This is a genomic window from Nitrospirillum guaranorum (assembly GCF_034653275.1).
Taxonomy (GTDB): domain Bacteria; phylum Pseudomonadota; class Alphaproteobacteria; order Azospirillales; family Azospirillaceae; genus Nitrospirillum.
Map to the genome: position 1 here is coordinate 1761757 of NZ_JAYEES010000003.1, position 25868 is coordinate 1787624.

Annotated in this window: 22 protein-coding genes; 17 read left to right on the forward strand and 5 right to left on the reverse strand. The window is 68.0% G+C overall.

The window, feature by feature from the left end; all coding sequences use genetic code 11:
- Nucleotides 1–5: 5 nt before the first annotated feature.
- From UAJ10_RS17050 to UAJ10_RS17090, 9 genes are all read left to right on the forward strand, one after another.
- On the forward strand, nucleotides 6–1397 hold the full coding sequence (locus UAJ10_RS17050) for a pyruvate dehydrogenase complex E1 component subunit beta (protein ID WP_322916408.1): 1392 nt from the start codon (nucleotides 6–8) through the stop codon (nucleotides 1395–1397).
- A gap of 113 nt (nucleotides 1398–1510) precedes the next feature.
- On the forward strand, nucleotides 1511–2845 hold the full coding sequence (locus UAJ10_RS17055; RefSeq protein ID WP_322916409.1) for a pyruvate dehydrogenase complex dihydrolipoamide acetyltransferase: 1335 nt from the start codon (nucleotides 1511–1513) through the stop codon (nucleotides 2843–2845).
- Nucleotides 2846–2965: 120 nt separating this feature from the next.
- Nucleotides 2966–4366, forward strand: a complete 1401-nt coding sequence (gene lpdA / locus UAJ10_RS17060) for a dihydrolipoyl dehydrogenase (RefSeq protein ID WP_322916410.1) — start codon at nucleotides 2966–2968, stop codon at nucleotides 4364–4366.
- A gap of 232 nt (nucleotides 4367–4598) precedes the next feature.
- Nucleotides 4599–5579: a lipoyl synthase gene (gene lipA, locus UAJ10_RS17065; protein WP_322916411.1), complete on the forward strand. Its 981-nt coding sequence runs from the start codon at nucleotides 4599–4601 to the stop codon at nucleotides 5577–5579.
- A 5-nt stretch (nucleotides 5580–5584) separates the two neighbouring features.
- Nucleotides 5585–6046 (forward strand): type II toxin-antitoxin system RatA family toxin, encoded by a 462-nt coding sequence (locus tag UAJ10_RS17070; protein WP_322916412.1) that lies wholly within the window; start codon nucleotides 5585–5587, stop codon nucleotides 6044–6046.
- A gap of 101 nt (nucleotides 6047–6147) precedes the next feature.
- Nucleotides 6148–6405, forward strand: coding sequence for a type II toxin-antitoxin system prevent-host-death family antitoxin (locus UAJ10_RS17075; protein ID WP_322916413.1), 258 nt, complete (start codon nucleotides 6148–6150; stop codon nucleotides 6403–6405).
- A gap of 37 nt (nucleotides 6406–6442) precedes the next feature.
- The gene (locus UAJ10_RS17080) at nucleotides 6443–6847 is read left to right on the forward strand and encodes a hypothetical protein (RefSeq protein WP_322916414.1); all 405 of its coding nucleotides are present in this window, start codon (nucleotides 6443–6445) and stop codon (nucleotides 6845–6847) included.
- Between the two features lie 95 nt (nucleotides 6848–6942).
- The gene (locus UAJ10_RS17085) at nucleotides 6943–9096 is read left to right on the forward strand and encodes a S9 family peptidase (protein ID WP_322916416.1); all 2154 of its coding nucleotides are present in this window, start codon (nucleotides 6943–6945) and stop codon (nucleotides 9094–9096) included.
- Between the two features lie 107 nt (nucleotides 9097–9203).
- Nucleotides 9204–9932 (forward strand): SDR family NAD(P)-dependent oxidoreductase, encoded by a 729-nt coding sequence (locus tag UAJ10_RS17090; RefSeq protein ID WP_322916417.1) that lies wholly within the window; start codon nucleotides 9204–9206, stop codon nucleotides 9930–9932.
- A 4-nt stretch (nucleotides 9933–9936) separates the two neighbouring features.
- Here the strand turns inward: UAJ10_RS17090 and rtcR are convergent, their stop codons facing one another.
- The gene (gene rtcR, locus UAJ10_RS17095) at nucleotides 9937–11529 is read right to left on the reverse strand and encodes an RNA repair transcriptional activator RtcR (protein WP_322916418.1); all 1593 of its coding nucleotides are present in this window, start codon (nucleotides 11527–11529) and stop codon (nucleotides 9937–9939) included.
- Between the two features lie 249 nt (nucleotides 11530–11778).
- Between rtcR and UAJ10_RS17100 the strand changes: the two genes are divergently transcribed.
- From UAJ10_RS17100 to rtcA, 3 genes are all read left to right on the forward strand, one after another.
- Nucleotides 11779–13323 carry a vWA domain-containing protein gene (locus UAJ10_RS17100; RefSeq protein ID WP_322916419.1) on the forward strand — a complete coding sequence of 515 codons (1545 nt, stop codon included), beginning with the start codon at nucleotides 11779–11781 and terminating at the stop codon, nucleotides 13321–13323.
- Nucleotides 13324–14111: 788 nt separating this feature from the next.
- Complete coding sequence (locus tag UAJ10_RS17105) at nucleotides 14112–15341, forward strand: RtcB family protein (RefSeq protein WP_322916420.1); 1230 nt, start codon at nucleotides 14112–14114, stop codon at nucleotides 15339–15341.
- Between the two features lie 75 nt (nucleotides 15342–15416).
- Nucleotides 15417–16430: an RNA 3'-terminal phosphate cyclase gene (rtcA, locus tag UAJ10_RS17110; RefSeq protein ID WP_322916421.1), complete on the forward strand. Its 1014-nt coding sequence runs from the start codon at nucleotides 15417–15419 to the stop codon at nucleotides 16428–16430.
- Nucleotides 16431–16446: 16 nt separating this feature from the next.
- Here the strand turns inward: rtcA and UAJ10_RS17115 are convergent, their stop codons facing one another.
- Nucleotides 16447–17121 carry a hypothetical protein gene (locus UAJ10_RS17115; RefSeq protein WP_322916423.1) on the reverse strand — a complete coding sequence of 225 codons (675 nt, stop codon included), beginning with the start codon at nucleotides 17119–17121 and terminating at the stop codon, nucleotides 16447–16449.
- Between the two features lie 4 nt (nucleotides 17122–17125).
- The gene (locus UAJ10_RS17120) at nucleotides 17126–18118 is read right to left on the reverse strand and encodes an MBL fold metallo-hydrolase (RefSeq protein WP_322916424.1); all 993 of its coding nucleotides are present in this window, start codon (nucleotides 18116–18118) and stop codon (nucleotides 17126–17128) included.
- A gap of 199 nt (nucleotides 18119–18317) precedes the next feature.
- On the opposite strand from UAJ10_RS17120, the gene UAJ10_RS17125 reads away from it, so the two are divergent.
- Both UAJ10_RS17125 and UAJ10_RS17130 read left to right on the forward strand, forming a co-directional pair.
- Nucleotides 18318–19079, forward strand: a complete 762-nt coding sequence (locus UAJ10_RS17125) for an alpha/beta hydrolase (RefSeq protein ID WP_322916425.1) — start codon at nucleotides 18318–18320, stop codon at nucleotides 19077–19079.
- Nucleotides 19080–19176: 97 nt separating this feature from the next.
- Nucleotides 19177–19839: an NMCC_0638 family (lipo)protein gene (locus tag UAJ10_RS17130; protein WP_322916426.1), complete on the forward strand. Its 663-nt coding sequence runs from the start codon at nucleotides 19177–19179 to the stop codon at nucleotides 19837–19839.
- Between the two features lie 40 nt (nucleotides 19840–19879).
- Here the strand turns inward: UAJ10_RS17130 and UAJ10_RS17135 are convergent, their stop codons facing one another.
- On the reverse strand, nucleotides 19880–20389 hold the full coding sequence (locus tag UAJ10_RS17135; protein WP_322916427.1) for a CinA family protein: 510 nt from the start codon (nucleotides 20387–20389) through the stop codon (nucleotides 19880–19882).
- Nucleotides 20390–20394: 5 nt separating this feature from the next.
- The gene (locus tag UAJ10_RS17140) at nucleotides 20395–21570 is read right to left on the reverse strand and encodes a bifunctional 2-C-methyl-D-erythritol 4-phosphate cytidylyltransferase/2-C-methyl-D-erythritol 2,4-cyclodiphosphate synthase (RefSeq protein WP_322916428.1); all 1176 of its coding nucleotides are present in this window, start codon (nucleotides 21568–21570) and stop codon (nucleotides 20395–20397) included.
- A gap of 253 nt (nucleotides 21571–21823) precedes the next feature.
- Here UAJ10_RS17140 and dusB point away from each other — a divergent pair, with 253 nt between their 5' ends.
- The 3 genes from dusB to ntrC are packed head-to-tail and all read left to right on the forward strand — an operon-like array spanning nucleotide 21824 to nucleotide 25497.
- Nucleotides 21824–22915 carry a tRNA dihydrouridine synthase DusB gene (gene dusB, locus UAJ10_RS17145; protein WP_322916429.1) on the forward strand — a complete coding sequence of 364 codons (1092 nt, stop codon included), beginning with the start codon at nucleotides 21824–21826 and terminating at the stop codon, nucleotides 22913–22915.
- Nucleotides 22915–24039 (forward strand): two-component system sensor histidine kinase NtrB, encoded by a 1125-nt coding sequence (locus tag UAJ10_RS17150; RefSeq protein WP_322916430.1) that lies wholly within the window; start codon nucleotides 22915–22917, stop codon nucleotides 24037–24039. Before dusB ends, UAJ10_RS17150 begins: the two co-directional genes overlap by 1 nt.
- 3 nt (nucleotides 24040–24042) lie before the next feature.
- Entirely contained in the window at nucleotides 24043–25497 is a 1455-nt protein-coding gene (gene ntrC / locus UAJ10_RS17155) for a nitrogen regulation protein NR(I) (RefSeq protein WP_322916431.1), read from the forward strand.
- Nucleotides 25498–25868 lie beyond the last annotated feature (371 nt).

A 25868-nucleotide genomic window follows, 5' to 3' on the forward strand; every position in this document is an offset into this window, starting at 1 on the left:
AGAAAATGCCCATCGATATCCTGATGCCGGCCCTGTCCCCCACCATGACCGAAGGCAAGCTGGCCAAGTGGGTGAAGAAGGAAGGCGACACGATCAAGGCCGGTGACGTCATCGCCGAGATCGAGACCGACAAGGCCACCATGGAAGTGGAAGCGGTCGACGAAGGCACGCTGGCCAAGATCCTGGTGCCGGAAGGCACCGAGAACGTGGCCGTGAACACCGCCATCGCCCTGCTGGCCGGCGAAGGCGAGAGCGCCAGCGACGTGAGCGCCGCCAAGGCCCCGGCCGAGGCCCCGAAGGCCGAAGCCGCCCCGGCGCCCAAGGAAGAGGCCAAGCCGGCGGCCGCCCCCGCCGCCCCGGCGGTGAAGGCCCCGGTGCCGCCGCCGCCGTCGGACGAGGACCGCTTCTTCAAGAACACCCAGACCATGACGGTGCGCGAGGCCCTGCGCGACGCCATGGCCGAGGAGATGCGCAAGGACGGTAGCGTCTTCGTCATGGGCGAGGAAGTGGCCGAGTACCAGGGCGCCTACAAGGTGACCCAGGGCCTGCTGCAGGAGTTCGGCCCCGACCGCGTGATCGACACCCCCATCACCGAGCACGGCTTCGCCGGCTTGGCGGTGGGTGCGGCGTTCGGCGGCCTGCGCCCGGTCGTGGAGTTCATGACCTTCAACTTCTCGATGCAGGCCATCGACCACATCATCAACTCCGCCGCCAAGACGCTGTACATGTCCGGCGGCCAGATGGGCTGCCCCATCGTGTTCCGTGGCCCCAACGGCGCCGCCGCCCGCGTGGCCGCGCAGCACAGCCAGGAATACAGCAGCTGGTACGCCCACATCCCCGGCCTGAAGGTGGTGTCGCCCTATAGCGCCGCCGACGCCAAGGGCCTGCTGAAGGCCGCCATCCGCGACCCGAACCCCGTGGTCTTCCTGGAAAACGAAATCCTGTACGGCCACAGCTTCGAGGTGCCGACCGATCCGGACTTCATCATCCCGATCGGCCGCGCCAAGGTCGAGCGCGCAGGCACGGACGTGACCATCACCGCCTTCTCGCTGCAGGTGGGCATGGCGCTCGCCGCCGCCGACAAGCTGGCGGAGCAGGGGATCAGCGCCGAGGTCATCAACCTGCGCAGCATCCGTCCCCTGGACGTCCACACCATCGTGGAAAGCGTGAAGAAGACCAACCGCCTGGTCTCGGTGGAAGAGGGCTGGCCCTTCGCCGGCATCGGCGCGGAAATGTCCGCGGTGATGATGGAACACGCCTTCGACTACCTGGATGCGCCCGTGGTGCGCGTGCACGGCAAGGACGTGCCCATGCCCTACGCCGCCAACCTGGAAAAGCTGGCCCTGCCGCAGGTGGATGACGTCGTCACCGCCGCCAAGGCCGTGCTGTACCGCTGAACCGGCCGGGAAGGCGCCCCGACCCCGTCGTGGGAAGGGGCGCCTTCTGCCGCATCCGTCAGAGATTTGGGGCGCCTGGCCTGACGCCATGGCCCCTGGGGGAGATCAAACCCATGCCGATCGATATCCTGATGCCGGCCCTGTCGCCCACGATGACCGAGGGCAAGCTGGCCAAGTGGGTGAAGAAGGAAGGCGACACGATCAAGGCGGGCGACGTTATCGCCGAGATCGAGACCGACAAGGCCACCATGGAAGTGGAGGCCGTGGACGAGGGCACGCTGGGTAAAATCCTGGTGCCCGAGGGGACCGAGGGCGTGGCGGTGAACGCCAAGATCGCCGTCCTGCTGGAGGAAGGCGAGAGCGCCGACGCCCTGAACGCCGCGCCGGCCCCCACTGCGGCCCCCACTGCGGCTCCTGCGCCCGCCAAGGCGGAAGCCGCCCCGGCCCCGGCCAAGAGCGAGGCCGCCCCGGCCGCCGCTCCCGCCGCCGCGCCGTCCCATGAGGGCGGGCGCGTGTTCGCCAGCCCGCTGGCCCGCCGCATGGCGGCGCAGGCCGGCCTGGACATCACCAAGCTGTCCGGCACCGGCCCGTCCGGCCGCATCGTCAAGGCCGACGTCGAGGCCGCGGTGAAGGGGGGGGCGCCCAAGGCCGCCGCCGCTGCCCCCACCGCCGCCGCTCCGGCGCCCGCCGCGCCGGCTCCGGCCGCCGCACCGTCTGCTGCGCCCAAGGGGGGCATCGACGCCAAGGCTTTGGCCGACAAGCTGGGCATGAAGTACAAGGTCCTGCCCAACAGCGGCATGCGCAAGACCATCGCCAAGCGCCTGACCGAAGCCTGGCAGACCATCCCGCACTTCGGCCTGCAGGTCGATTGCGAGATCGACGCCCTGCTGGCGCTGCGCGCCCAGTTGAACGAGAAGTCGGGTGAGAAGGTGTCGGTCAACGACTTCGTCGTGAAGGCCGTGGCCGTGGCCCTGCGCAAGGTGCCGGAGGCCAACGTCTCCTGGCATGAGGACGGCATCCTGCAGTACGAGGGCGTGGACGTCTCCGTGGCCGTGGCCACCGACGGCGGCTTGATCACCCCCATCGTGAAGAACGCCGACCAGAAGGGCTTGGCCACCATCTCCGCCGAGGTGAAGTCCCTGGCCGCCAAGGCCAAGGAAGGCAAGCTGAAGCCCGAGGAGTTCCAGGGCGGCACGTTCAGCGTGTCCAACCTGGGCATGTTCGGGATCAAGAGCTTCACCTCCATCATCAACCCGCCGCAGAGCTGCATCCTGTCCGTGGGCGCCGGTGAGAAGCGGCCGGTGGTGAAGGGCGACGCCCTGGCCGTGGCGACCGTCATGAGCCTGACGCTGACGGTGGACCATCGCTCGGTCGATGGCGCCGTCGGCGCCAAGTACCTGCAGGTCCTGAAGAAGCTGATCGAAGACCCCATCACGCTGATGCTGTGATGCCGTATCCCCGGAGGCGCCCGCCGCTTCCGGGGATTTCTCTTGTCGTTGACCAAAAGCGCAGGGCGAGCGCCCCACGGGTTGGGCGGTCCCGGCGCCTTTTGAAGGGAACAGACCGAAATGGCAGATACCGAATTCGACGTGCTGGTCCTGGGCGCCGGCCCCGGCGGCTATGTCGCCGCCATCCGCGCCGCCCAGCTGGGCCTGAAGGCCGCGGTGGTGGAACGTGAACACCTGGGCGGCATCTGCCTGAACTGGGGCTGCATCCCGACCAAGGCCCTGCTGCGCTCCGCCGAGATCTACGGCTACATGAAGCACGCCGACGCCTACGGCCTAACCGTCAGCGGCGTGGGCTTCGACCTGCCCAAGGTGGTCAAGCGCTCGCGCCAGGTGGCGAACCAGCTGTCCGCCGGGGTGAAGGGCCTGCTGAAGAAGAACAAGGTGCCGGTGTTCGACGGCACCGGCAAGCTGGCCGGCGGCGGCAAGGTCACCGTGACCGCCAAGGACGGCACCGCCCAGACCCTGTCGGCCAAGCACATCATCATCGCCACCGGTGCCCGCGCCCGCGCCCTGCCGGGGCTGGAGCCGGACGGCAAGTTCGTCTGGTCGTACAAGGAGGCCCTGGTCCCCGACACCATGCCGAAATCGCTGCTGGTCGTCGGTTCCGGCGCCATCGGCATCGAATTCGCCAGCTTCTTCCGCACCCTGGGTGCCGAAGTGACGGTGGTCGAGGTGCTGGACCGCGTCATGCCGGTGGAGGATGAGGAAATCTCCGCCTTCGCCCGCAAGCAGTTCGAAAAGCAGGGCATGAAGATCATCACCGGCGGCAAGGTGACCAAGCTGGACAAGGGCGCCACCACCGTGACGGCCCATGTCGAGGTGGGTGGCAAGACCGAGACGGTGACGGTCGAGCGCGTGATCATGGCCGTCGGCATCCAGGCCAACACCGAGAACATCGGCCTGGAGAACACCAAGGTGAAGCTGGACCGCGGCCACATCGTGACCGACGGCTACCTACGCACGGACGAGCCGGGCGTCTACGCCATCGGCGACGTGGCCGGCGCGCCGTGGCTGGCCCACAAGGCCAGCCATGAGGGCGTGATCTGCGTGGAGAAGATCGCCGGCGTGAAGGATGTCCACCCGATGGACAAGCTGAACATCCCGGGATGCACCTATTGCAACCCGCAGGTGGCCAGCGTCGGGCTGACCGAAGCCAAGGCCAAGGCCGCCGGCTATGAGATCAAGGTCGGCCGCTTCCCCTTCATCGGCAACGGCAAGGCCATCGCCCTGGGGGAGGCCGAGGGCCTGGTGAAGACGGTGTTCGACGCCAAGACCGGCGAGCTGCTGGGCGCCCACATGGTGGGGGCCGAGGTGACAGAGCTGATCCAGGGCTACGTCGTCGGCAAGACCTTGGAGACCACCGAGGCCGAGCTGATGCACACCATCTTCGCCCATCCGACCCTGTCGGAAATGATGCATGAGTCGGTGCTGGCCGCCTACGGCCGGGCGATTCATTATTGATTTTCCCTCAGGTGCCGGGCGCCCGCGTCCGCGGGCTTGGCTTCCTCGCTGCGCCCTGCGGTACTCGCTACGGGGCTGGCGGTCGCCAGCCTGGCTAGAGTTGAGGGGTAGAGCGCTGGGGCGATATCGGGGCCGGAGCGGAGGGGCGATGCATGCGTGGGGTTCGCCCGGCGCACTTGGCCTTCCGCCCCGGCCCCCTTATGTTTCAGGAAACATTCGTTTCAAAGGCTGCATGCCCATGACCGCCGACAAGATCCGCCACCCGGAAAAGCAGAACCGCCCGGACAACCCCATCCAGCGCAAGCCGGAATGGTTGCGGGTGAAGGCCCCGGCCGGCGGCGTGTTCAACGAGACGCGCAACCTGATGCGCGGCCTCAAGCTGAACACCGTGTGCGAGGAGGCGGCCTGCCCCAACATCGGGGAATGCTGGAAGCAGCGGCATGCCACCTTCATGATCCTGGGCGCCGTCTGCACCCGCGCCTGCGCCTTCTGCAACGTGGCCACCGGCCGACCGGACCTGCTGGACCCGCATGAGCCCGACAACGTGGCCGAGGCCGTGGCGCGGCTGAAGCTGCAGCACGTGGTGGTCACCTCCGTCGACCGCGACGACCTGCCCGACGGCGGTGCGGAGCATTTCGCCCGCACCATCCGCGCCATCCGCCGCGCGGCGCCCGAGGCCACCATCGAGGTGCTGACGCCCGACTTCATGAAGAAGCAGGGCGCCATCGAGACGGTGGTGGAGGCCCGCCCCGACGTCTTCAACCACAACCTGGAGACGGTGCCGCGCCTGTATCCGGGCATCCGCCCCGGCGCCCGCTATTTCACCTCGCTGTCCCTGCTGTCGCGCGTGCGGGAGCTGGACCCCAGCATCTTCACCAAGTCCGGCATCATGGTGGGCCTGGGCGAGACCAGGGAAGAGGTGGGCCAGGTCATGGACGACCTGCGCGCCGCCGACGTGGATTTCATCACCATCGGTCAGTACCTGGCGCCCACACCCAAGCATGCGCCGGTGGACCGTTTCGTTACGCCGGATGAGTTCGCCAGCTATGCAACCCTGGCCCGGGGCAAGGGGTTCCTGATGGTGTCCAGCTCCCCGCTGACCCGCAGCAGCCATCACGCCGGCGACGATTTCGTGAAGCTGCGCGCCGCCCGCGAGGCCAAGCTGGCCGGCCGCCCGCTGCCTGTGGCGGCCGCCGAAGCCGCCGCCGAGTAAGCCTGATGCCCACGCACGCCGAGAAGCGCGTCCTGCCCTACACGCCGGAACAGCTGTACCAGCTGGTGGCGGACGTGGAGAAGTACCCGGAGTTCCTGCCCTGGGCGGTGGCGGCCCGCATCCGCCGCCGCGAGGGCAACACCTTCTGGGCCGATCTGGTGATCGGCTTCAAGATGGTGCGTGAGCGCTTCACCTCCAAGGTGGTGCTGAGCGAGCCCGGCCGCCGCATCGACGTGGCCTATACCGAGGGCCCGTTCCACTACCTGAACAACCACTGGATCTTCGAGCCGCACGCCGACGGCTGCCTCTTGGACTTCTACGTGGATTTCGAGTTCCGCAACCTCATCCTGCAGAAGATCATCGGCGCCCTGTTCGGCGAGGCCGTCCGCCGCATGGTCGCCGCCTTCGAGGCCCGGGCGCACCAGCTGTATGGCGCCCCCGGCGGCCGGCCGGTGGGGGCGGTCTAAGCCGACCGCGCCAAACTTATTGCCAGCCGGCGCCAGCGGCCCCATTTAACAGTTCGTGGGGATTGCATAGACTGCTGTCTACGTGGCAAGGGAGTGTGGTGATGCTGAAGGTGTCGGTGGCTGACTTTCAGCGCGATATTGGGCGTTATCAGGATATCGCATTGCGGGAGCCCGTGGCGGTTACCCGCGACGGCCGGGAATCCACCGTCCTGATTTCAACTGAGGAATATGCCCGCTTGAAACGACGCGATCGTCAAGTGCTTACCTTAGACGATTTCACGGACGCGGATATCAAAGCGTTGGAACAGTCGCGTCCCGACCCCGCCTCCTTGGCGTTTGACGCTGAAATGTCCCGTTGATCTCGTGGGGCTGTCGAAACCCACACCAGGACTGGTGGTGCGCTACAGTTATCTGTGGCAGCGGGAATATTTAAATGGCCGGGACGAGGGGTGCAAAGATCGGCCCTGTGCCGTCATCCTTGTCACCACGACGCAAGATGGCGATGAGGTGGTGACCGTCCTCCCGATCACCCATACGCCACCAGCTAATCCGGATCATGGGGTTGAAATCCCGTTGGCGACTAAGCGTCGCTTGGGGTTGGATGACGAACGATCCTGGGTAGTTCTCACCGAAGCCAATCGCTTCGTCTGGCCAGGGCCGGATCTACGGCCTTCGCGGGCAGGGGACTGGACCAGCGTCGCCTATGGATTGTTGCCCTATTCGCTGATGGAAATGATCCGGCTCAAGTTCATCGCTTTGCTGAAGACGAACCGGAGTGCCATTGTGCGACGGACGGACTGACCGCTCATCTTTTGCTCCGGCTTAAATTTTGATGCTCGTTCCTTACCCTGGTATGGTTACCCCAACGTGGGAACCACAAACAGGCAGGGATGGGAATGAGGCATTCTGTGACGCGCGCGCTGGCGGGCGCGCTGTTGGTTGGTTGCGCCTTCACGGCGCTGGGCGCGGCGGCCCAGGCGGTCGAGAAAAAGCCCCTCACGCACGAGACCCTATGGATGATGAAGCGCCTCGGCGCGCCCATCACCAGCCCCAACGGCAAGTGGGTGCTGTTTTCCCTGGTCGAGCCGTCGTACGAGCAGGACAAGTCGGTCACCGACCTGTGGCTGGTGCCCACGGATGGCAGCGCCGCCCCCCGGCGCCTGACTAACACCAAGGGCGGCGAAAACGACCCCGTCTGGTCGCCGGACAGCGGCAGCATCGCTTTCGCCGCCAAGCGCGAGGGCGATGAGGTCGAGCAGATCTATGTGCTGGACCTGGCCCAGGGCGGGGAGGCGCGGCGCGTCACCACCGTGTCCACCGGCGCCAGCCATCCGCAGTGGCGCCCCGACGGCAAGGCCATCCTGTTCGAGAGCCGCGTCTTCCCCGGCGCCACCGATGACGAGGCCAACAAGAAGATCGCGGCGGAGCGCAAAGGCCGGAAGTACAACGTCCGCACCTATGAGCATTTCCCCGTCCGTTACTGGAACGAATGGCTGGACGACCGGCAGCCCACGGTGATGGTGCAGGGGCTGGAGCCCGGCGCCATCGCCCTGGACATCCTGTCGCCCACAGCCTTCGCCCACACCGACGGCTTCGGCGGCATGCAGGGCGAAAGCAGCGTCTCGCTGTCCCCCATCTGGAGCCCGGACGGCGGCGAGATTATCTTCGAGGCCACGCAGACGCGCTGGAACGCCGCCTTCGCCCATGTGCCCTATCATCTCTACCGTATCCCGGCGGCGGGCGGGGCGGAGCCGCGAGAGGTCACGGCGGCGCCCGGCATTTACGGCCATGCGGCCTTCAGCCCGGACGGCAAGAACCTGTACTTCACCTACATGCCGCAGAATGAGGAGGTCTACAACCTGCCACGCCTGTCGCGGGTAGTCTGGCCGGCGGGCGGCGCCGTCACCGTGGTGGCGCGTGACTTCGACCGGCAACCGGCGCAGTACGCCGTGGCGCCCGACAGCCGCACCGTCTATCTGCTGGCCGAGGATGGGCCGGCGGAGAACCTGTACAGCGTCCCGGCCGAGGGCGGCAAGCCCGCGCTGGTGGCCCAGCCCAGGGTCGGCGGCTATACCGCGCTGTCCCTGCCCAAGTCGGGGAAGCTCCAGCTGATCGCCCAATACGGCAGCGCGGTGAACCCGGCGGAAATCGTGAAGATCGACCCGGCCGGCAAAGCGGGTGGGACGGAGGGCGGGAAGGGCGGCCACACCAACCTGACCAGCATCGACACCGCCGTCGCGGCGGGCATCGATTGGCAACCGCCACGGCACTTCACCTTCACCTCGGCCAAGGGGCGGACCATCCACAGCATGATCGTGCTGCCGCCCCATTTCGATCCCAACAAGAAATACCCGCTGTTCGTCTTCATCCACGGCGGGGCGGCCAGCAACAACCCGGACCAGATCGGCCTGCGCTGGAACTATCACCTGCTGGCGGCCAGCGCCGGCGGCACCGTCATCCTGATGACGGACTATACCGGCTCCACCGGTTTCGGCGAGGCCTTCGCCCAGGCCATCAAGCTGGATCCGCTGAAGACTCCGGCCGATGAGATCAACCAGGCGGCGGACGAGGCCATCAAGCGCTTCCCCTTCATCGACGCCAGCCGCCAGTGCGCTGGCGGCGCCAGCTATGGCGGCCACCTCACCAACTGGCTGGAGGCCACCACCACCCGTTACCGCTGCCTGGTCAGCCACGCCGGCGAGGTCGATCTGCTGACCCAATGGGGCGAGAGCGACGGCATCTATAACCGCGAGGTCAACAACGGCGGCCCGCCCTGGGAGGGCAACGCCATCTGGCGCGACCAGAGCCCCATCACCTACGCCGCCAACTGGAAGACGCCCATGCTGATGAGCATCGGCGAGCGCGACTACCGCGTGCCGCTGGGCAACACGCTGGAGGCCTGGGCGGTGCTGCAACACCAGCACGTGCCCAGCCGCCTGCTGGTCTGGCCCGACGCCTGGCATTGGATCACCAAGCCGGAGGACAGCCGCCACTTCTACCAAGAGGTGGGGGACTGGCTGGCCAAGTACCTGCAGGCGACCTCACCTTAAGGCTAGGGACTGATCCTTTCCCTCATCTCGGGCGTATCGTCCTTCGCCGTTGGCCCTCCGGGGCCGGCGGCGGGGTGGCGTGGTCAGGATGCGTGAAGGGTGATGGGATGATGGGCTACAACGGTCTGGCGCCGGACGGATGCGCCGTGGTGGTCGGGGCAGGGGGGCTGGGCCAGGCGCTGGCGGTGGCGTTGGAGAAACGTGGTGCCCATGCGCGCGTGATCCTGACCGGCAGGCGGACGGATCCGCCGTGCGACATCACCGACGAACGCGCCGTGGCCACCTTGGCCCAGCGGGTGTGGGACACGGGCCTTTCCCTGCGCACCGTCATCGTCGCGTCCGGCTTCCTGCACGGGCCGGGGCCGGAGCCCTACCAGGCCTTCGCCCCGGAGAAGACCTGGCGCCAGCTGGACCCCGCGCACCTGGCTCACGCCTTCGCCGTCAACGCCATCGGCCCGGCCCTGCTGGCCAAGCACCTGCTGCCCCTGTTCCCGGCCAGCCGGCGCTGCCTCTTCGCCGCCCTGTCCGCCAAGGTCGGCTCCATCGCCGACAACAGCGCCGGCGGCTGGTACGCCTACCGCGCCAGCAAGGCCGCGCTGAACCAGATCGTCCGCACGGCGGCCGTGGAACTGGCGCGCACCCGCCCCCTGTCGCTCTGTGTCGCCGTCCACCCCGGCACGGTCGACACCCCCCTGTCGGCCCCCTTCGCCAAGACGGGCCTGGAGGTGCGCAAGCCAGACCGCGCGGCATCGCAAATCCTGGACATGCTGGACCGCCTGACCCCGGACGACACCGGACGCTTCTGGGCCTATGACGGGCGCGAGCTGCCGTGGTGAGGGATCAGGCCGCCGTCAGCGTCGCCCATTCCAGCCCGAACCGCTGCAAATACTTCCGCAGCCGGTCGGCGTCATTCGATGACGCGCGCCGGGTGCGGGAGGCGCTGAACAGTTGACGTCCCGCTTCTGATAGACTGCGGCAGGCACGGCAGATGCGAATCACTTCGGCCAGTTGCACCCGGTCGAACGGGTCGAGGGCGGCAAGGGTGTCGGCGTCCAGCAGGGCGGCCAAGCCGTCGTCGGCGGGGGCGGGGCCCCACAGGCGGCGCAAGCGCGCGATCTCCTGCTCCACCGTGTCCTGGTCGATGCGGGCGCTGGGTGCCAGGGTGGCCATGCGGGTGATGCTGGCGGCGAGATCGCGGAAGTTGCCGGGCCAGGGCGCCTCCGGCCCGGTGGCGAAGGCGAGGAAGTGCGCGCGGGCTTCCTTGTTGAAGGTCACGCGCCGGCCGTCGCGCTGGGCGTGGCGGTCCAGCTCATAGTCCAGGTTGGGCTCGATATCCTCCCGCCGCTGGGCCAAGCCGGGCAGGGTGAAGGTCCACAGGTTCAGGCGGGCGTAGAGGTCGTCGCGGAAGGCGCCCTGGGCCACGGCCGCGCCCAAGTCGCGGTTGGTGCCGGCGATCAACTGGAAATCCGACGCCACCTCCTTGTCCGATCCCACGGGCAGGAAGCGCTTGTCCTCGATGGCGCGCAGGATCATGGCCTGCTCGTCCAGGCCCAACTCCCCGATCTCATCCAGGAACAGCATGCCGGTGTCGGCGGCGCGCAGCAGGCCCGGCCGGTCGCTGACGGCACCGGTGAAGGCGCCCTTGCGGTGGCCGAACAGGGCGGACATGGCGCCCTCGCCGCGCAGGGTGGCGCAGTTCACCTCCACGAAGGGACCGGACACCTGGTGCTTCAGGCGCTTCAGCTCATAGATGCGGCGGGCCAGGTGGCTTTTGCCGGCGCCGGTGGGGCCCATCAGCAACAGGGGCGCCTTGCTGCGCAGGGCCACGCGCTCGATCTCATCCACCATGCGGTTGAAGGCGGCGTTGCGTGTCTCGATGCCGGATTTCAGGAAGGACGATCCCTCAGCCGCCGCCGCCGCGAACCGGGTGGCGATGCTGTCATAGCGCGACAGGTCCAGGTCGATGGCGCCCCATTCCCCCGCCGGGTTGAGGCCCTCGCCACGGGAGGGCTGGGTCTGCAGCAAGCGGCCGGGCAGGAAGCGCGCCTCCGTCAGCAGGAACAGGCAGATCTGGATGACATGGGTGCCGGTGGTGATGTGGACCAGATAGTCCTCCCGCTCCGGCTCGAACGGGAAGGCGCGGGCGAAGTCCAGCAGCTTGCCGTAGACCTCCTCGAAGTCCCAGGGGTTGGCGAACCCCAGGGTGCGTCGCTCGACCGTCGTTTCCGGCGAGACGGTGCGGATGTCCTCCACCACCTGGTCGGCCAGTCGGCCGTGCCGCTCCCCATGCAGCAGCACGAAGCGGTCCACCCGCAAATCCTCATGCATGCAGATGCCCACGCTGGGCCGCCACTTCTGCCAGCGGCTGGGCCCGAACTTGGCGGCGTCCAGGGTGGAGCCCAGGAAGCCGATGACGGTGAGGGGGCGGGGCACGAGGCTTATCCATTTTTATAAAGTCGTATCTACTGATATCCGAATTTTCCCATTGCCGGAAGGCGTATTTAAAGCGGCCATGGTGGCAGTCACGAAAATATCAATTTAATATCAATGCATTAAATTTTTCCCTCGGTGCGCCCGAACCCTCTGGCACGGCCATTGCTCTATATCCTGGCATCGGATCGGGGCCGCCGGAATGCGCCGGCGGCCCCCGGGCGGAAGCCTCGAGGAAAAGGAGTGAGGACCATGGCCAACAAGCAGCTGTTCGCGTCGATGATCGCGAAACTGATGCCGGATGCGCGTAACCGCGAGGGCGCGCCGGCCTACAGCTATGGTCCGGAACACAAGCTGGCCCAACTGGCCGCCACCGGCACGCTGAACGACGGCTTCTACGGCGCGGCCGAGGCCCAGTTGGCCGAGGTGCTGGCCGTGGCCAAGGCGGTTGACCCGCGCTTCGTGGCCCAGGTCGCCGTCTATGCCCGCACCAAGGGGGTGATGAAGGACATGCCGGCGCTGCTGACCGCCTGGCTGACCGTGGCCGATCCTGACCTGTCGGTTGCCGTGTTCCGCCGCGTCATCGACAACGGCCGCATGCTGCGCACCTTCGTGCAGATCATGCGGTCGGGCGTGGTGGGCCGTACTTCGCTGGGCACCCGGCCCAAGCGCTTGGTGAAGCAGTGGCTGGAGCAGGCGTCCATGGCCCAGCTGATGCGGGCGGCCACGGGCAACGACCCGTCGCTGGCGGACATTGTGAAAATGGTCCATGCGGCGCCGGTGGACGCCACGCGTCGCGCCTTCTATGGCTGGCTGATCGGCAAGCCCTATGACGTGGCGGCGCTGCCAGCGGAAATCGCGGCGTTCGAGGCCTGGAAACGGGATCGCGCGCTGCCCCTGCCGCCGGTGCCCTTCGAATGGCTGACGGCGGAGCCGCTGACGTCCCGGCAATGGGCGGAGGTGGCGGACCGCATGGGTTGGCAGGCGCTACGCATGAACCTGAACACGCTGGCCCGTCATGGTGCGTTTGAGGGGACGGGGCTGGCGGAGCGCGTCGCCGCCCGGCTGGCCGACCCCGAGGCCATCGTCCGGTCCAGGGTCCTGCCCTACCAGGTGCTGGCGGCGCGGGGCATGGTGGGCGAGGGCGTGCCGCCTGTGGTGGTCGCGGCGCTGGAAACGGCGCTGGAGCTGTCGCTGGCGTCCGTGCCGGTGCTGCCCGGCCGGGTGGTGGTGTGCCCCGACGTGTCGGGGTCCATGGCCAGTCCCGTCACCGGCCATCGCAAGGGGGCGACGACGGCGGTGCGCTGCATCGATGTGGCCGCCCTGGTGGCGGCGGCGGTGATGCGGCGCAACCCCGGCGCACGGGTGCTGCCGTTCGAGACCAAGGTGGTGCCGCTGGACCTGGACCCCCGGGCCCCGGTCTCGGTGAACGCCGCCAAGCTGGCCGCCATCGGTGGCGGCGGCACCACCGTCTCCGCCCCGCTGGCCTGGCTGAACGCACAGCGGGCGGTGGCGGACCTGGTGGTGATCGTTTCGGACAACCAGTCCTGGGTCGATGCCAAGCGCTTTGGCGCCACGGCGACGATGCAGGAGTGGGAACGCCTAAAGCGCCGGTGCCCCCGGGCCAAGCTGGTCTGTATCGACCTGCAGCCCTATGGCACCACCCAGGCGGTGGAGCGCCCCGACGTGCTGAACGTCGGCGGCTTCTCCGACGCCGTGTTCGAAACCCTGGCCCGTTTCGCCGCCGGCGGAGCGGATCGGGATTGGGTTGCGGAGGTGAGCGCGACGGTCATCTGACCGACGGACTGGACTGAGTTGGGTCATGGCGAATGCTGGATGGAACTACATCCTCCACCAAAGCCCGTGGTAGAGCGCCCGGTCCGCAAGGGCCGGGAGGTGCGGTTCGAGCCCGCCTTGGAGAAGATAGCTCAAAGGGCGGTTTCATCCCTCCTGGTCGCCACGATCCAGCCCGTCCATCCCAGGTCACCGCCGGTGAATGCGGTGGGGAGTACAGTAGGCATGGCCGTAAGGCCTGCGGTTCGACTCCGCTAACCTCCCCATTCCCCTTGTCACCGGCGGCTCGGTCGTTGCGTCCATTCCCCGCAGGCGGTACCGGCGAATGTCGGCCGGACTACAAGGTTAGAGCGTCCACCGCAGGGTGGGAGGCGGCGGTTCAATTCCGCCCCCGGGCAACCGGGTAGCTCAGTCATTGTCTGGCAATGCCTTGTCGCCGGTGCCGCTTTCCACTTCCGGGCGAATGCCGTGGGGAACTCCGTCACCTGCAAGGTCGCCGGTGCAAGTCCGGTCGTGTCCGTCCCATCCGGGGGCTGGACGCGTAGCTCAGCAGCGAGAGCATGCAGCCCCTGTTTCCCACACCTCTCGTCGCCGTTTTTTGAAGTCAAAGCTTGTGGCGGCCCCTGGCGAATGCCGCGGGGAACTACAGGATCATGGGGCCGCCGGTTCGAGCCCGGCCAAGCGTCCGTTGCTTGTAGCTCAGTTGGTAGAGCACGTGGCTGTTTCCCGCATTCCCTCGTCGCCACCCGCCCAAGCTGCTAAATCTATGAAAGGACAAAAAGGAAATGACCATGAGTGAACATGGCTTCGAGGTGACGGTGGCCGACGGCGCCGTGCCCATCAAGATGTGGACCAAGGGGGTCGCCGTGGACGACCAGGCCCGCGCCCAGCTGGCGCGGGTGGCACGCCTGCCCTTCGTGTTCAAGCATGTGGCTGCCATGCCCGACGTCCATGTCGGCATCGGCGCCACCGTCGGCTCCGTCATCCCTACGCTGGGCGCCGTCATCCCGGCGGCGGTGGGGGTGGACATCGGCTGTGGCATGATGGCGGCCCGCACCTCGTTGGCGGCTGCCGACCTGCCGGACAATTTGGCGGGGCTGCGCACCGCTATCGAGCGCGCGGTGCCCCATGGCCGGGACGTGGGACGGGGCCGCCGTGACAGCGGGTCCTGGGGCGATCCGCCGGCCGACATCGTCGCTGCCTGGGCGACGTTGGCGGAGCGCTTTGCCCTCATCACCGCGAAGTACCCCAAGCTGGCCGGCGCCAACACGCTGGCGCACCTGGGGACGTTGGGCACCGGCAACCACTTCATCGAGCTGTGCCTGGATGAGGGTGGCCAGGTATGGGTGATGCTGCATTCCGGGTCGCGCGGGATCGGCAACGCCATCGGCACCTTCTTCATCGAGTTGGCGAAGAAGGACATGCGCCGCTGGTTCATCAACCTGCCGGATGAGGATTTGGCCTACTTCCCCGAGGGCACCGACCACTTCAACGACTATGTCGAGGCGGTGGGCTGGGCCCAGGATTTCGCCGCGCTGAACCGCCGCATGATGATGACCAACGTCATCGCGGCGATGCGGACCGTCATCACCAAGCCGTTCGACGCGGCCATGGAGGCCATCAACTGCCACCATAACTACGTCCAGCGGGAACGCCATTTCGACCGCAACAACGTCCTGGTCACCCGCAAGGGGGCGGTGAACGCGGCGGAGGGCGTGATGGGCATCATCCCGGGATCGATGGGGGCCAAGTCCTTCATCGTGCGGGGGAAGGGGAACGCGGAGGCGTTCAACAGCTGCTCCCACGGGGCCGGGCGCCTGATGTCCCGGCATGAGGCCAAGCGGCGCTTCACGCTAGAGGACCATGCCCATGCCACCGACGGGGTGGAATGCCGCAAGGATGCCGACGTCATCGATGAGACGCCGGCCGCCTATAAACCCATAGAGGCCGTCATGGCGGCGCAGGCCGACCTGGTGGAAATCGTGCATACGTTGAAACAGGTCCTGTGCGTGAAAGGCTAACGCCTTCACACACGGGGAAGCAGGTCCTGTGTGTGAAGGGGTAGGACCCTTCACGCGTCAGGACGGGGGGATACAGTGATCATCATTGATGGATCGGAAGGCGAGGGCGGGGGACAGGTGCTGCGCACCGCGCTCTCCCTGTCGCTGGTGACGGGCCAGTCCTTCCGTATCGACAACATCCGCGCCAACCGCGACAAGCCCGGCCTGATGCGTCAGCATCTGACGGCGGTTGAGGCGGCCTGCGCCATCGGCGGCGCCACCGCCGATGGAGCCGCCATCGGGGCGAGCAGCTTGGTGTTCACACCGGGCCGCGTGCGGGCCGGCGACTATACCGTTGCCGTCGGCACGGCCGGCAGCACGGGGCTGGTGCTCCAGGCCCTGCTGCCGCCCCTGTTGCTGGCGGACGGCCCGTCACGCCTGGTGTTGGAAGGCGGGACGCACGCCCATGCCGCGCCGCCCTTCGATTTCACGGCGCAGACCTTTCTGCCGCTGGTGTCCCGCATGGGCCCGGCGGTGACCGCCACCCTGGTGCGCCCGGGATTCTACCCGGTGGGCGGCGGCCGTGTGGAGGTGTCGGTGACCCCGGCCCCCTTGCGGCCCCAGGAGTTCATGGAGCGTGGCGCCTTGCGTGGTGTCCGTGGCCAAGCGCTGCTGTCCAACCTGCCGGCCAACATCGCGGAACGCGAGGTCGCCGCCGCCCGCCAGGTGCTGGATTGGCCGGAAGATGCTTGGGGCGTGGAGGAAGTGACTGAGGGACGGGGACCCGGCAACATCCTGATGCTGTCGGCCAGTTTCGATCAGGTGACGGAGGTGGTCAGCGCCGTGGGGCGCATCGGCCTGCGGGCCGAGGATATCGGCCGGCAGACGGCCAACCGCCTGGCGGGCTACATCGCCTCCGGCGCTTTCGCCGGGCCCTACTTGGCCGACCAGTTGCTGCTGCCCCTGGCGCTGGCCGGCGGCGGCCGCTTCACCACGGTGCGGCCGACGCGGCACACCCTGACGGGTGCCGCCATCATCCGCCGTTTCCTGGATCGGGACATCCGGATCGAGGGTCGGGCCGACGGCACCCATCTGGTGACGGTGGAATAAGCCTGAACCGGGGCGTCTACTTCGCCAGCGTCGTCACGACGACCGCCTTTTGCGGGCCGGCGGTGATGGTGGTGCCGGTGGCATCGGGGATGAAGCGGATGGGCACCTCGATCTGCTTGGTGCAGGTGCGCAGGGTCCACACCTCGCGCCAGGGTGGCGACTTGCCGCCCGGGGTGGGGCCAGGGGTGGGGGGAACCTCGCGGTCCACGAAGCGGGTGTCGGCCACGTATTCGCGGGCGCAGCCGTCCTCGGTGGCGCCGGGGGTGATCTTGACCAACTGATCCACCTGCTGGATGGCATCGCGCTGCAGCAGCACGTCGGTGTGCGTGCCGCCAGGCAGCAGGGCGCCCATGCCGATGGCCTGGCCCGCCTGTTTCCAGCCGATGACGTTCAAGGTGCGGGTGGCGCCGCAACCGGCGAGCGTCACCTGTTGGCGCCAGATGCCGGTCTGCAACTGGCCGGCGGCATCGAACACCAGGGGCTGGAACACCGCCACGTCGGTCGACACCGTGGCCTGGGCGCCGGGGCAGGGCTCGTTCATGACCACGGCCGATTGCTGGGCCGTGGCCAGGGTCATCTGCCGCACGCCGGGATCGGCGAACAATTTCGCCGTGTTGGCCTGATCATCCGCCCAAGCGGTTCCCGAGGCCACTATCAGGGCGAGGGTGGCGGCGATCCCGGTGCGCGTCATGGCCTCATTCCCCCAGGCTGAACTGCGCCGGTTCCCAGACGTAGCTCTTGGGATCGGCCTTGCCGTCGGTGGCGTCCTTGGGCCGGATGTGGCCGATGCCGGGGAAGGAGATATGGGCGGCGGCCACCCAATAGCCGTCCTTGGCGGCCTCGGCGAAAATCCTGGCCCGTTCCTTGTACGCGCTGGGGCTGTCGCTGTCGAACTGGACGGTGGTGGCCGGGGTGTCGAACTGCACCGCCGCCACATGCATCAAGTCGCCCCAGAACAGGATCTTCTGCCCCTTGCTCTCGGCGGCGTAGACGGTGTGGCCGGGGGTATGGCCGTGGGCGGGGATGGCGGTGATGCCGGGGAACAGGGAGGTCACGCCATCGAAGGTCTTCAGCTTGCCGGCGGCGGCATAGGCGTCCAGCATCTTATGCGCGGTGGTGAAGCCGCCCCGCTTGTCGGCCGGCGTCTTGGCCTCGGCCTCGGGATTCAGCCAATGGCCCTTCTCCGCCGCATCGACATAGACGGTGGCGTTGGGGAAGGTTATCCGGCCATCGGTCATCAGGCCGCCGATATGGTCGCCGTGCATGTGGGTGATCAGCACCGCGTCCACCTGGTCCGGCGTGTAGCCGGCGGCCTTCAGGTTTCCCAGCAGATGGCTGGGGGCCTGGGGACCCAGCAGGCCGTTGGCGCCGCTGTCGACCAGGACCAACTGTGCCCCCGTGTTGATCAGGAAGGCGTTGACCGAAACCGGTGTCGGGCTGGGTTGATGGTTGCGCGCCAGCGCCGTCCGCACCTTTTCCGGCGTCGTGTTGGTCATCAGGGTGTCGAGCGGCAGCGTGGCCACCGTGTCGTTCAGCGCCGTGATCTCGAAATCGCCCAGCATCAGGCGGTAATAGCCCGGCGCCTGGGTCTTGACCTGCAGGGCGGCGGCATGGGCGGCGTGGGGCAGGGACAGCGACAGCGGCGCGGCGGCGAGAGCCAAGGCCAGGCCGAGGGAACGCAGGGACATGGGGAAAGCTCCAAGAGGCATGAACCGCGCGCCAGACTAAGCCCCAGTCTCCCCGCGATGCAACCAAGGCAGGGTGCCGGTACCACTTTCTCCCCTGCGGCGGAGAGTCCCGGCGCCTGCCGTTGACGCGGTCCGATCCGCATCCGAAGCTGACTTGTCGGGGATGGCGGGGCGGGGGGATTGGATGCGCGGGCCCATCATGGCTGTGTTTGCCTGTCTGCTGGTCCTCACGACGGTACCGGTGTGGGCGGATGACCTGGTTCACCTGAGGGCCCGGCCGCAGGTTCCGCCCCCGGTGACGGAGGAGCCGGTTGGCCCCACGCGCCTGGGCGACGGGATCGTCCTCATCCCCAAGACCTACCGGCCGGGACAGCCTCTGCCGCTGCTGGTGATGCTGCATGGCGCCAGTCAGCGTGGCGCCGACATGGTGGCGAGGCTGGCGCCGGTGGCGGAAGCGCGCGGCGTCATCATCGCCGCCCCCGACTCCGGGGATTACACCTGGGACATGCTGGCCGCGCGCAAGCACGAGGCGGACGAGCGCTGGGGACCGCGCTATGGCACCGATCCGGCGCGCATCGACGCCTTCCTGGCCCTGGTCTTCGCCCGCTACGCGGTGGACCCGGCCCAGGTGGCGCTGGCGGGATTTTCCGATGGGGCGACCTACGCCCTGTCGCTGGGACCGGAAAACCGGGACCTGTTTACCACGCTGATCGCCTTTTCCCCGGGGCGCGTCGCGCCGCTGCATACCCAAGGGGCGATGCCCGGCGGCGGCCAGATCCGGGTGTTCATCAGCCACGGCAGGGCCGACCGCGTTTTGCCCTTGGATGAGACGACGCGCACCACCGCGCCGGCGTTCACACGGCGCGGCTTCCGGGTGGAACTGCGGGTGTTCGATGGCGGGCACGCCATGCCGCCGCAGGTGGTCGAGGGCGCGTTGGACTGGTGGTTGGGGCGCGGTTGAGCGTCAGGGCTGGAGAGTGATTGCACGGACGCAACCCATATGGGCTCAATTCCTTCGGCCATCCGTTGGGGGATGGCCTCGGCAAGAGGGGGATGCGTTGAAGCGGGTACGGGAAGCGGTCGCCGGGGCGGTGATGATCGTGGGGGTTCTGACCAATGTGGCGGCGGCGCAGGAGGCGACGCCGCAGCCGCCCCCTGCTCAATTTCCCGGTCCATCGCCTGAGGGGCCATCATCCGAGGATGTCGCCGCCGCGACGGAACTGGCCGAGGTCTTCGAGGATTTCTGCCTGAAGCGCTTTCCGGATGATGAGGCGGTCAAGGCCGGGGCACAGGACCTGACCGCCATGACGCCGGATCAGGTGAAGGGCATCTTGAAAGATGATCCGGGCATTGGCTGGTACAAGAAGACGCCCCTGGCCCTGTACAAGATCACCTTGGAACTGCCGCCCTATCATGCTTGCGCCGTTCGCCGCATGACCGCGAACGGCATACCGACGGTCAAGCCTTACCTGGCGGCCATCACGGCATTCGCCGCCGCGCAGGGGCGGCCTCTGCAGGGCCAGCAGGCCCAGAAGATGAACCTGCCCACGGGGCCTACCGTCACCATCTTTCCCCAGGCCATCGCGGACGTCACGGGGCAACGCATCCAGACCCAATTCATGGTGCTGCTGACCAACTACCACCATCAATATGGGGGTGAGGACTATGTTGGCGGCGTGGGATTGGAAGTCCGATACGTCCGGCAGGAAAAGCAGCCGTGATGGAACGCGGCCCCCTGGCGCTGGACGCCAGGGGGAAGGGTTAGCCTTCCCCCGTTTCGTCTTGCGCGGCGGTGGCCAGGCCCAGGGCCAGGGAGTGGGCCACCGCCGCCAGGCGCACCGCGTCACGGTCGCCTGGGAAGACATGGCGTTCCACCACCACGGGGCGGTCGCGGCGGGCGCAGCCGAGGTAGACCAGGCCCACCGGCTTTTCCACACTGCCGCCGCCGGGACCGGCGATGCCGGTGACCGACAGGGCGATGTCGGCGCGGGAGCGGGCCAGCAGCCCCTCCGCCATGGCGTGCGCCACCTCGCGGCTGACGGCGCCGTGCAGGGCGATCAGGCCGTCGGGCACGCCCAGCAGGTCGATCTTGGCCTGGTTGCTGTAGGTGACCACGCCCCGGTCCACCACGGCGGAGGAACCGGCGATGGCCGTCAGGCTGGCGGAGATCAGGCCGCCGGTGCAGGATTCGGCCGTGGCCAGCCACAGCCCGTCCTTTTGGCAGGCGGCAAGCAACCGTTCGGCCGCGCGTGTGATCTCCGCCGGGAACATGGGCCTCAGGCTCCCGCAGGGGCCCAGGGCAGGCGCACGGTGCAGGTCGCCATGGCGGCGATGCCCTCGCGCCGGCCGGTGAAGCCCAGGCCCTCGGTGGTGGTGGCCTTCACCGACACGCGGTCCGGCGCGATCGCCAGCAACTCGGCGACGCGGGCCACCATGGCCTCACGGTGCGGGCCCACCTTGGGCCGTTCGCAGATGACGGTGATGTCGCAATGGGCGATGACGCCGCCCTTGGCCGTCACCAGGCTGGCGGCGTGCTGCAGGAACTTGCCGCTGTCGGCGCCGCGCCAACGCTCGTCCGTGGGCGGGAAGTGGCTGCCGATGTCGCCGGCGCTGATGGCGCCCAGGATGGCGTCGGTCAGGGCATGCAGGCCGACGTCGGCGTCTGAATGGCCTTCCAGCTTGTGGGTGTGCGGCACCTTCAGGCCGCAAAGGACGATGTGGTCGCCTTCCGTGAACTTGTGCACGTCATAGCCGTGGCCCACGCGGACGTCGCCCAAGTCGTTCATGATGATCTTCTCCGCCCGCGCCAGGTCCTCGGCATGGGTCACTTTCAGGTTGTCGGGGTTGGTGGGCACCAGGCGCACGGGAAAACCGGCCTTCTCCGCCACGGCGGCGTCATCGGTCAGTTCCTGGCCCGCCAGGTCGCGGTGCGCCTTCAGGATGTCGGGGAAGCGGAAGCCCTGCGGGGTCAGCGCCCGCCACAGGGCGGTGCGGTCCACGGTGGCGGCCACGGCGCCGTCCTGGTCCGCGCGCTTCAGTGTGTCGCTGACGCTGGCCGCCGCCAGGGCGGCCGGTACCTCGCCCAGCGCCTTGATGACGGCGGAGATGCTGGCGGCGTCCACCAGGGGCCGGGCGGCGTCGTGGATCAGCACCAGATCGTAGCCGCCATCGGCGGCCGCGGCCTCCAGCCCGTTGCGCACGCTATCTTGGCGGGCGGCGCCGCCGGCCACGGGCGGGGGCAGGTCCAGGCCGGCCACGGCCTCCTCATACAGGTCGCGGTGGGCCGGATTGATCACCACCCGCACGGCCGTCACCTCCGGATGGTTCTGGAAGGCGGCCACGGTGCGGGCCAGGACGGGGCGACCGGCCAGGGACAGATATTGCTTGGGCATGTCCCCGCCGAAGCGGGAGCCGCTGCCGGCGGCGACGATCAGGGCAAGGCAGGACGGCATGGTTGGTCAAGACACCAGGAATGCGGGAGGCGGGTGGGGGATGCTGACAATTATCCCCATTTCGCGATGAGAGATATCTCCCCTTAAGACCTTGCCGCTAGGCTTGTTTGTTCGTCGGCGTCCACGATCTGCCATGCCACCTCGCCATACCATAGTCGCATCCGCCGTCTTCGGCGGCGTCGCTTCCCTTTGGCGGGGGCTCATGATAGCTTGAACGCCTAATTTTGTAGCAGTCATGGAAAGCGCCTAGGAAATGGGCAGTAAGTTAGCGCCGATCCAGGTCGGTCCCGTCACCATCCAGGATCCGGTGATCCTGGCGCCCATGTCGGGCGTGACCGACACGCCCTTCCGCCGCCTGGTGAAGCGCGCCGGCGCCGGCCTGGTCGTTTCCGAGATGATCGCCAGCCAGGCGATGATCCGCGCGACGCGCGAGTCCGAAAAGAAGATCGACCCCAACGCCCAGGAAGGCGTGCTGTCCGTCCAACTGGCGGGCTGCGAGCCCGAGGTGATGGCGGAGGCGGCGAAGTTGTGCGTGGACCGGGGCGCCTCCATCATCGACATCAACTTCGGCTGTCCGGTGAAGAAAGTGGTGAACGGCTACGCCGGTTCCGCCCTGATGAAGGACGAACCGCTGGCCGGCCGCATCCTGGACGCGGTGGTCAAGGCCGTGCCCGTGCCCGTGACCCTGAAGATGCGCAAGGGCTGGGACGAGCGGAACCTGAACGCGCCGCGCCTGGCCAAGATCGCGGAGGAGTGCGGCATCCGCATGATCACCGTGCACGGCCGCACCCGCAACCAGATGTACAACGGCGTCGCCGACTGGGCCTTCATCCGCCAGGTGAAGGACGCCGTGTCGCTGCCGGTCATCGCCAACGGCGACATCGTGGACTTCCCCGACGTCACCCGCTGCCTGGAAGAGAGCGGTGCCGACGGCGTCATGATCGGCCGCGGCACCTATGGCCGCCCCTGGTTCATCAACCAGGTCATCCAGATGCTGCGCACCGGCGCGGCCCCGGCCGAGCCCACGCTGGTGGAACAGCGCGACCTGGTGCTGGAGCATTACGACGCCATCCTGGAGCATTACGGCACCGACGCCGGCCTGAAGATCGGGCGCAAGCACATCGCCTGGTATTCCAAGGGCCTGCCGGGGTCCGCCGAATACCGCGCCAAGGTGAACACCATCGAGAAGGCGGAGCTGGTGCAGGACTTCGTGCGCGGCTGGTACCAGGATCTGCTGGACCGGGGCATCGTGGGGCGCGACCTGTCCGGCCGGGGCCTGACCGCCGAGGCCGGTTGCGATGTTGAGGACGACGACACCGCCGGCGAAAAGAAGGTGGCGGCCTGATGGGGCGGACGGCGGCCCTGCCTGCCCCGGCGAACGGCATGGTCGATCCCACGGCCATCCTGTCCGCCCTGCCGGAGCCCATCCTGGTCATCGACCGGCAGCGCCGCATCCATTTCGCCAACCTGCAGGCGGAGGAATTCTTCGACGCCAGTGCCGCCCTGCTGGTGGGCAGCCAGCTGGACACGTTGATCCCGGGCGACAGCCCCGTCCATTCCCTGATCGACCAGGCGCGGATGACGGGCGGCAGCGTGTCGGACTACAGCATCATGCTGGAGACGCCGCGCATCGGCCTGCACTTCCTGACGGCCAAGGCGGCGCCGCTGTCCGATCCGCCGGACCTGGTGGTGTTGTCGCTGCACGAGCGGTCCATCGCCCGCAAGATCGACAACCAGCTAACCCACCGGGGGGCCGCCCGGTCCGTCGTCGCCATGGCGGCCATGCTGGCGCATGAGGTGAAGAACCCGCTGTCCGGCATCCGGGGGGCGGCCCAGCTGTTGGAAGAGAACGCGTCCGAGGGCGACCGCATGCTGACCCGCCTCATCTGCGATGAGGCCGACCGCATCGTGGCCCTTGTGGACCGCATGGAGGTCTTCACCGACGGCCGGCCGCTGGAAAAGACGGCGGTCAACATCCATGGCGTGCTGGAGCACGTGCGCCGCGTGGCGCAGAGCGGCTTCGGCCGCGCCATCCGCTTCGTCGAGCGCTACGACCCGTCGCTGCCGCCGGTGCTGGGCAACCGCGACCAGCTGATCCAGGTCTTTCTGAACCTGGTGAAGAACGCGGCCGAGGCTTGCCCGGAAAAGGGCGGGGAAATCGTCCTGTCCACCGCCTACCAGCATGGGGTGCGCCTGGCGGTGCCGGGGTCCGACAGCCGGGTGCACCTGCCATTGCTGATCAGCGTGCAGGACAACGGCGACGGCATTCCCGAGGACCTGAGGGCCAACCTGTTCGATCCCTTCGTCACCACGAAGATGAACGGGACCGGCCTGGGCCTGGCGCTGGTGGCCAAGATCATCGGCGACCATGGCGGGGTCATCGATTTCGACAGCGTGCCGCGTCGCACGATTTTCAAAGTGTCGCTGCCGGTCGCCCCTGGGCGGACGGCGTCAGAGGGGGGCGTTTAATCCATGGGTCCATCCACCATCCTTGTCGCTGACGACGACAGGGCCATCCGTACCGTTCTGAACCAGGCCCTGCTGCGCCTGGGCCATGACGTGCGGGTCACCGGCAATGCCGCGACCTTGTGGCGCTGGGTCCAGGATGGGGAGGGAGACCTGGTCATCACCGACGTGGTGATGCCGGACGAGAACGGCCTGGACCTGCTGCCGCGCATCAAGAAGCTGCGTCCCGACCTGCGCGTCATCGTCATGAGCGCGCAGAACACGCTGCTGACCGCCGTGAAGGCGGCGGAGCGCGGCGCCTTCGACTACCTGCCCAAGCCTTTCGACCTGAAGGACCTGATGGGCATGGTGGAGCGCGCCCTGTCCACGCCCCAGCCGGCACCGCCGGCGGCGGCCGGCGCCGCGGCCGCGCAAGCCGAGGAGGAGGCGCTGCCCCTCATCGGCCGGTCGGCGGCCATGCAGGAGATCTACCGCGTCCTGGCCCGCCTGATGGGCACGGACCTGACGGTCATGATCACCGGCGAGTCGGGCACCGGCAAGGAACTGGTGGCCCGCGCTCTGCACGATTACGGCAAGCGGCGCAACGGCCCCTTTCTGGCGGTCAACATGGCCGCCATCCCCCGCGAACTGATCGAGTCCGAGCTGTTCGGCCATGAGAAGGGGGCCTTCACCGGCGCCACCGTGCGCTCCACCGGTCGGTTCGAGCAGGCGCAGGGCGGCACCCTGTTCCTGGATGAGATCGGCGACATGCCGCTGGACGCCCAGACCCGTCTGCTGCGCGTGCTGCAGGAGGGGGAGTACACCACGGTCGGCGGACGTACGCCCATCAAGACCGACGTGCGCATCGTCGCCGCCACCCACCGCGACCTGCGCACCCTGATCCGTCAGGGCCAGTTCCGCGAGGATTTGTTCTATCGCCTGAACGTGGTGCCTATCCGCCTGCCGCCGCTGCGCGAGCGGACGGAGGACATCCCGGCGTTGGTCCGCCATTTCTTCGGCCTGGTGAACCAGCAGGGCCTGCCGCTGAAGAGCATGGACAACGCCGCCCTGGACCGCCTGCGGCGCCATCGCTGGCCCGGCAACGTTCGCGAACTGGAGAACATGGTGCGGCGTCTCGCCGCGCTCTACACCCAGGAAGTCATCACCATCGATGTCATCGAGCAGGAGCTGGCGGACTTCGCCCCCGCCGCCGCCCCGGCCGAGGAGCCGCAGAACGAAGGCCTGGGAGCCGCGGTGGAGCGGCACCTGAAGGACTATTTCGCCGCCCATAAGGACGGCGTGCCCGCCGCCGGCCTGTACGACCGCGTGTTGCGCGAGGTGGAACGGCCCCTGCTGTCCCTGTCGCTGATCGCCACCCGGGGCAACCAGATCAAGGCCGCGCATATGCTGGGCCTGAACCGCAATACCCTGCGCAAAAAGATCCGCGACCTGGACATCCAGGTTGTCCGTGGCCTGAAGTAACAGGCGGCACTTCTACCAACGGGCGTAAGACGGACGGCTGGAAACACGCGTGGCATTCTGGTAACAGAGGTGGGCGCCCGGGCAACAGCAGCCCCTGCCGGGCGATGCCCCTCCGGTTTTGGCCGGACCGGCGTCGCTTGACGGATGTTGTCCGCACCACCTCCGCGCCGGGGGTGGCGTTTGCGCCGTGCAAACCACCGGCCTGGCAGGAACCGTGCTTCGTTTCGCCTTCAATGCGGTCTCACATCCCATCGCAGCGACGCCGCCCCGGGCGCCAGCCTTGATCATCGCGCCCATGACGGTGCGGCCATGACCGAGGTCCCTCCGGCGCTGATCACGCCGCCCAGCCCCCCGGCCGCCCCGCAGGTTCC

What these genes read in the sequence shown, in the direction of transcription:
- UAJ10_RS17120 (WP_322916424.1), bottom strand. Translation starts at nt 18,118, where the DNA reads ATGTCCCTGCGTTCCCTCGGCCTGGCCTTGGCTCTCGCCGCCGCGCCG.
- lpdA (WP_322916410.1), top strand. Translation starts at nt 2,966, where the DNA reads ATGGCAGATACCGAATTCGACGTGCTGGTCCTGGGCGCCGGCCCCGGC.
- UAJ10_RS17140 (WP_322916428.1), bottom strand. Translation starts at nt 21,570, where the DNA reads ATGCCGTCCTGCCTTGCCCTGATCGTCGCCGCCGGCAGCGGCTCCCGC.
- UAJ10_RS17105 (WP_322916420.1), top strand. Translation starts at nt 14,112, where the DNA reads ATGAGTGAACATGGCTTCGAGGTGACGGTGGCCGACGGCGCCGTGCCC.
- UAJ10_RS17135 (WP_322916427.1), bottom strand. Translation starts at nt 20,389, where the DNA reads ATGTTCCCGGCGGAGATCACACGCGCGGCCGAACGGTTGCTTGCCGCC.
- UAJ10_RS17050 (WP_322916408.1), top strand. Translation starts at nt 6, where the DNA reads ATGCCCATCGATATCCTGATGCCGGCCCTGTCCCCCACCATGACCGAA.
- UAJ10_RS17055 (WP_322916409.1), top strand. Translation starts at nt 1,511, where the DNA reads ATGCCGATCGATATCCTGATGCCGGCCCTGTCGCCCACGATGACCGAG.
- UAJ10_RS17100 (WP_322916419.1), top strand. Translation starts at nt 11,779, where the DNA reads ATGGCCAACAAGCAGCTGTTCGCGTCGATGATCGCGAAACTGATGCCG.
- UAJ10_RS17090 (WP_322916417.1), top strand. Translation starts at nt 9,204, where the DNA reads ATGATGGGCTACAACGGTCTGGCGCCGGACGGATGCGCCGTGGTGGTC.
- UAJ10_RS17085 (WP_322916416.1), top strand. Translation starts at nt 6,943, where the DNA reads ATGAGGCATTCTGTGACGCGCGCGCTGGCGGGCGCGCTGTTGGTTGGT.
- ntrC (WP_322916431.1), top strand. Translation starts at nt 24,043, where the DNA reads ATGGGTCCATCCACCATCCTTGTCGCTGACGACGACAGGGCCATCCGT.
- UAJ10_RS17115 (WP_322916423.1), bottom strand. Translation starts at nt 17,121, where the DNA reads ATGACGCGCACCGGGATCGCCGCCACCCTCGCCCTGATAGTGGCCTCG.
- UAJ10_RS17150 (WP_322916430.1), top strand. Translation starts at nt 22,915, where the DNA reads ATGGGGCGGACGGCGGCCCTGCCTGCCCCGGCGAACGGCATGGTCGAT.
- dusB (WP_322916429.1), top strand. Translation starts at nt 21,824, where the DNA reads ATGGGCAGTAAGTTAGCGCCGATCCAGGTCGGTCCCGTCACCATCCAG.
- UAJ10_RS17075 (WP_322916413.1), top strand. Translation starts at nt 6,148, where the DNA reads ATGCTGAAGGTGTCGGTGGCTGACTTTCAGCGCGATATTGGGCGTTAT.
- UAJ10_RS17070 (WP_322916412.1), top strand. Translation starts at nt 5,585, where the DNA reads ATGCCCACGCACGCCGAGAAGCGCGTCCTGCCCTACACGCCGGAACAG.
- UAJ10_RS17125 (WP_322916425.1), top strand. Translation starts at nt 18,318, where the DNA reads ATGGCTGTGTTTGCCTGTCTGCTGGTCCTCACGACGGTACCGGTGTGG.
- lipA (WP_322916411.1), top strand. Translation starts at nt 4,599, where the DNA reads ATGCCCATGACCGCCGACAAGATCCGCCACCCGGAAAAGCAGAACCGC.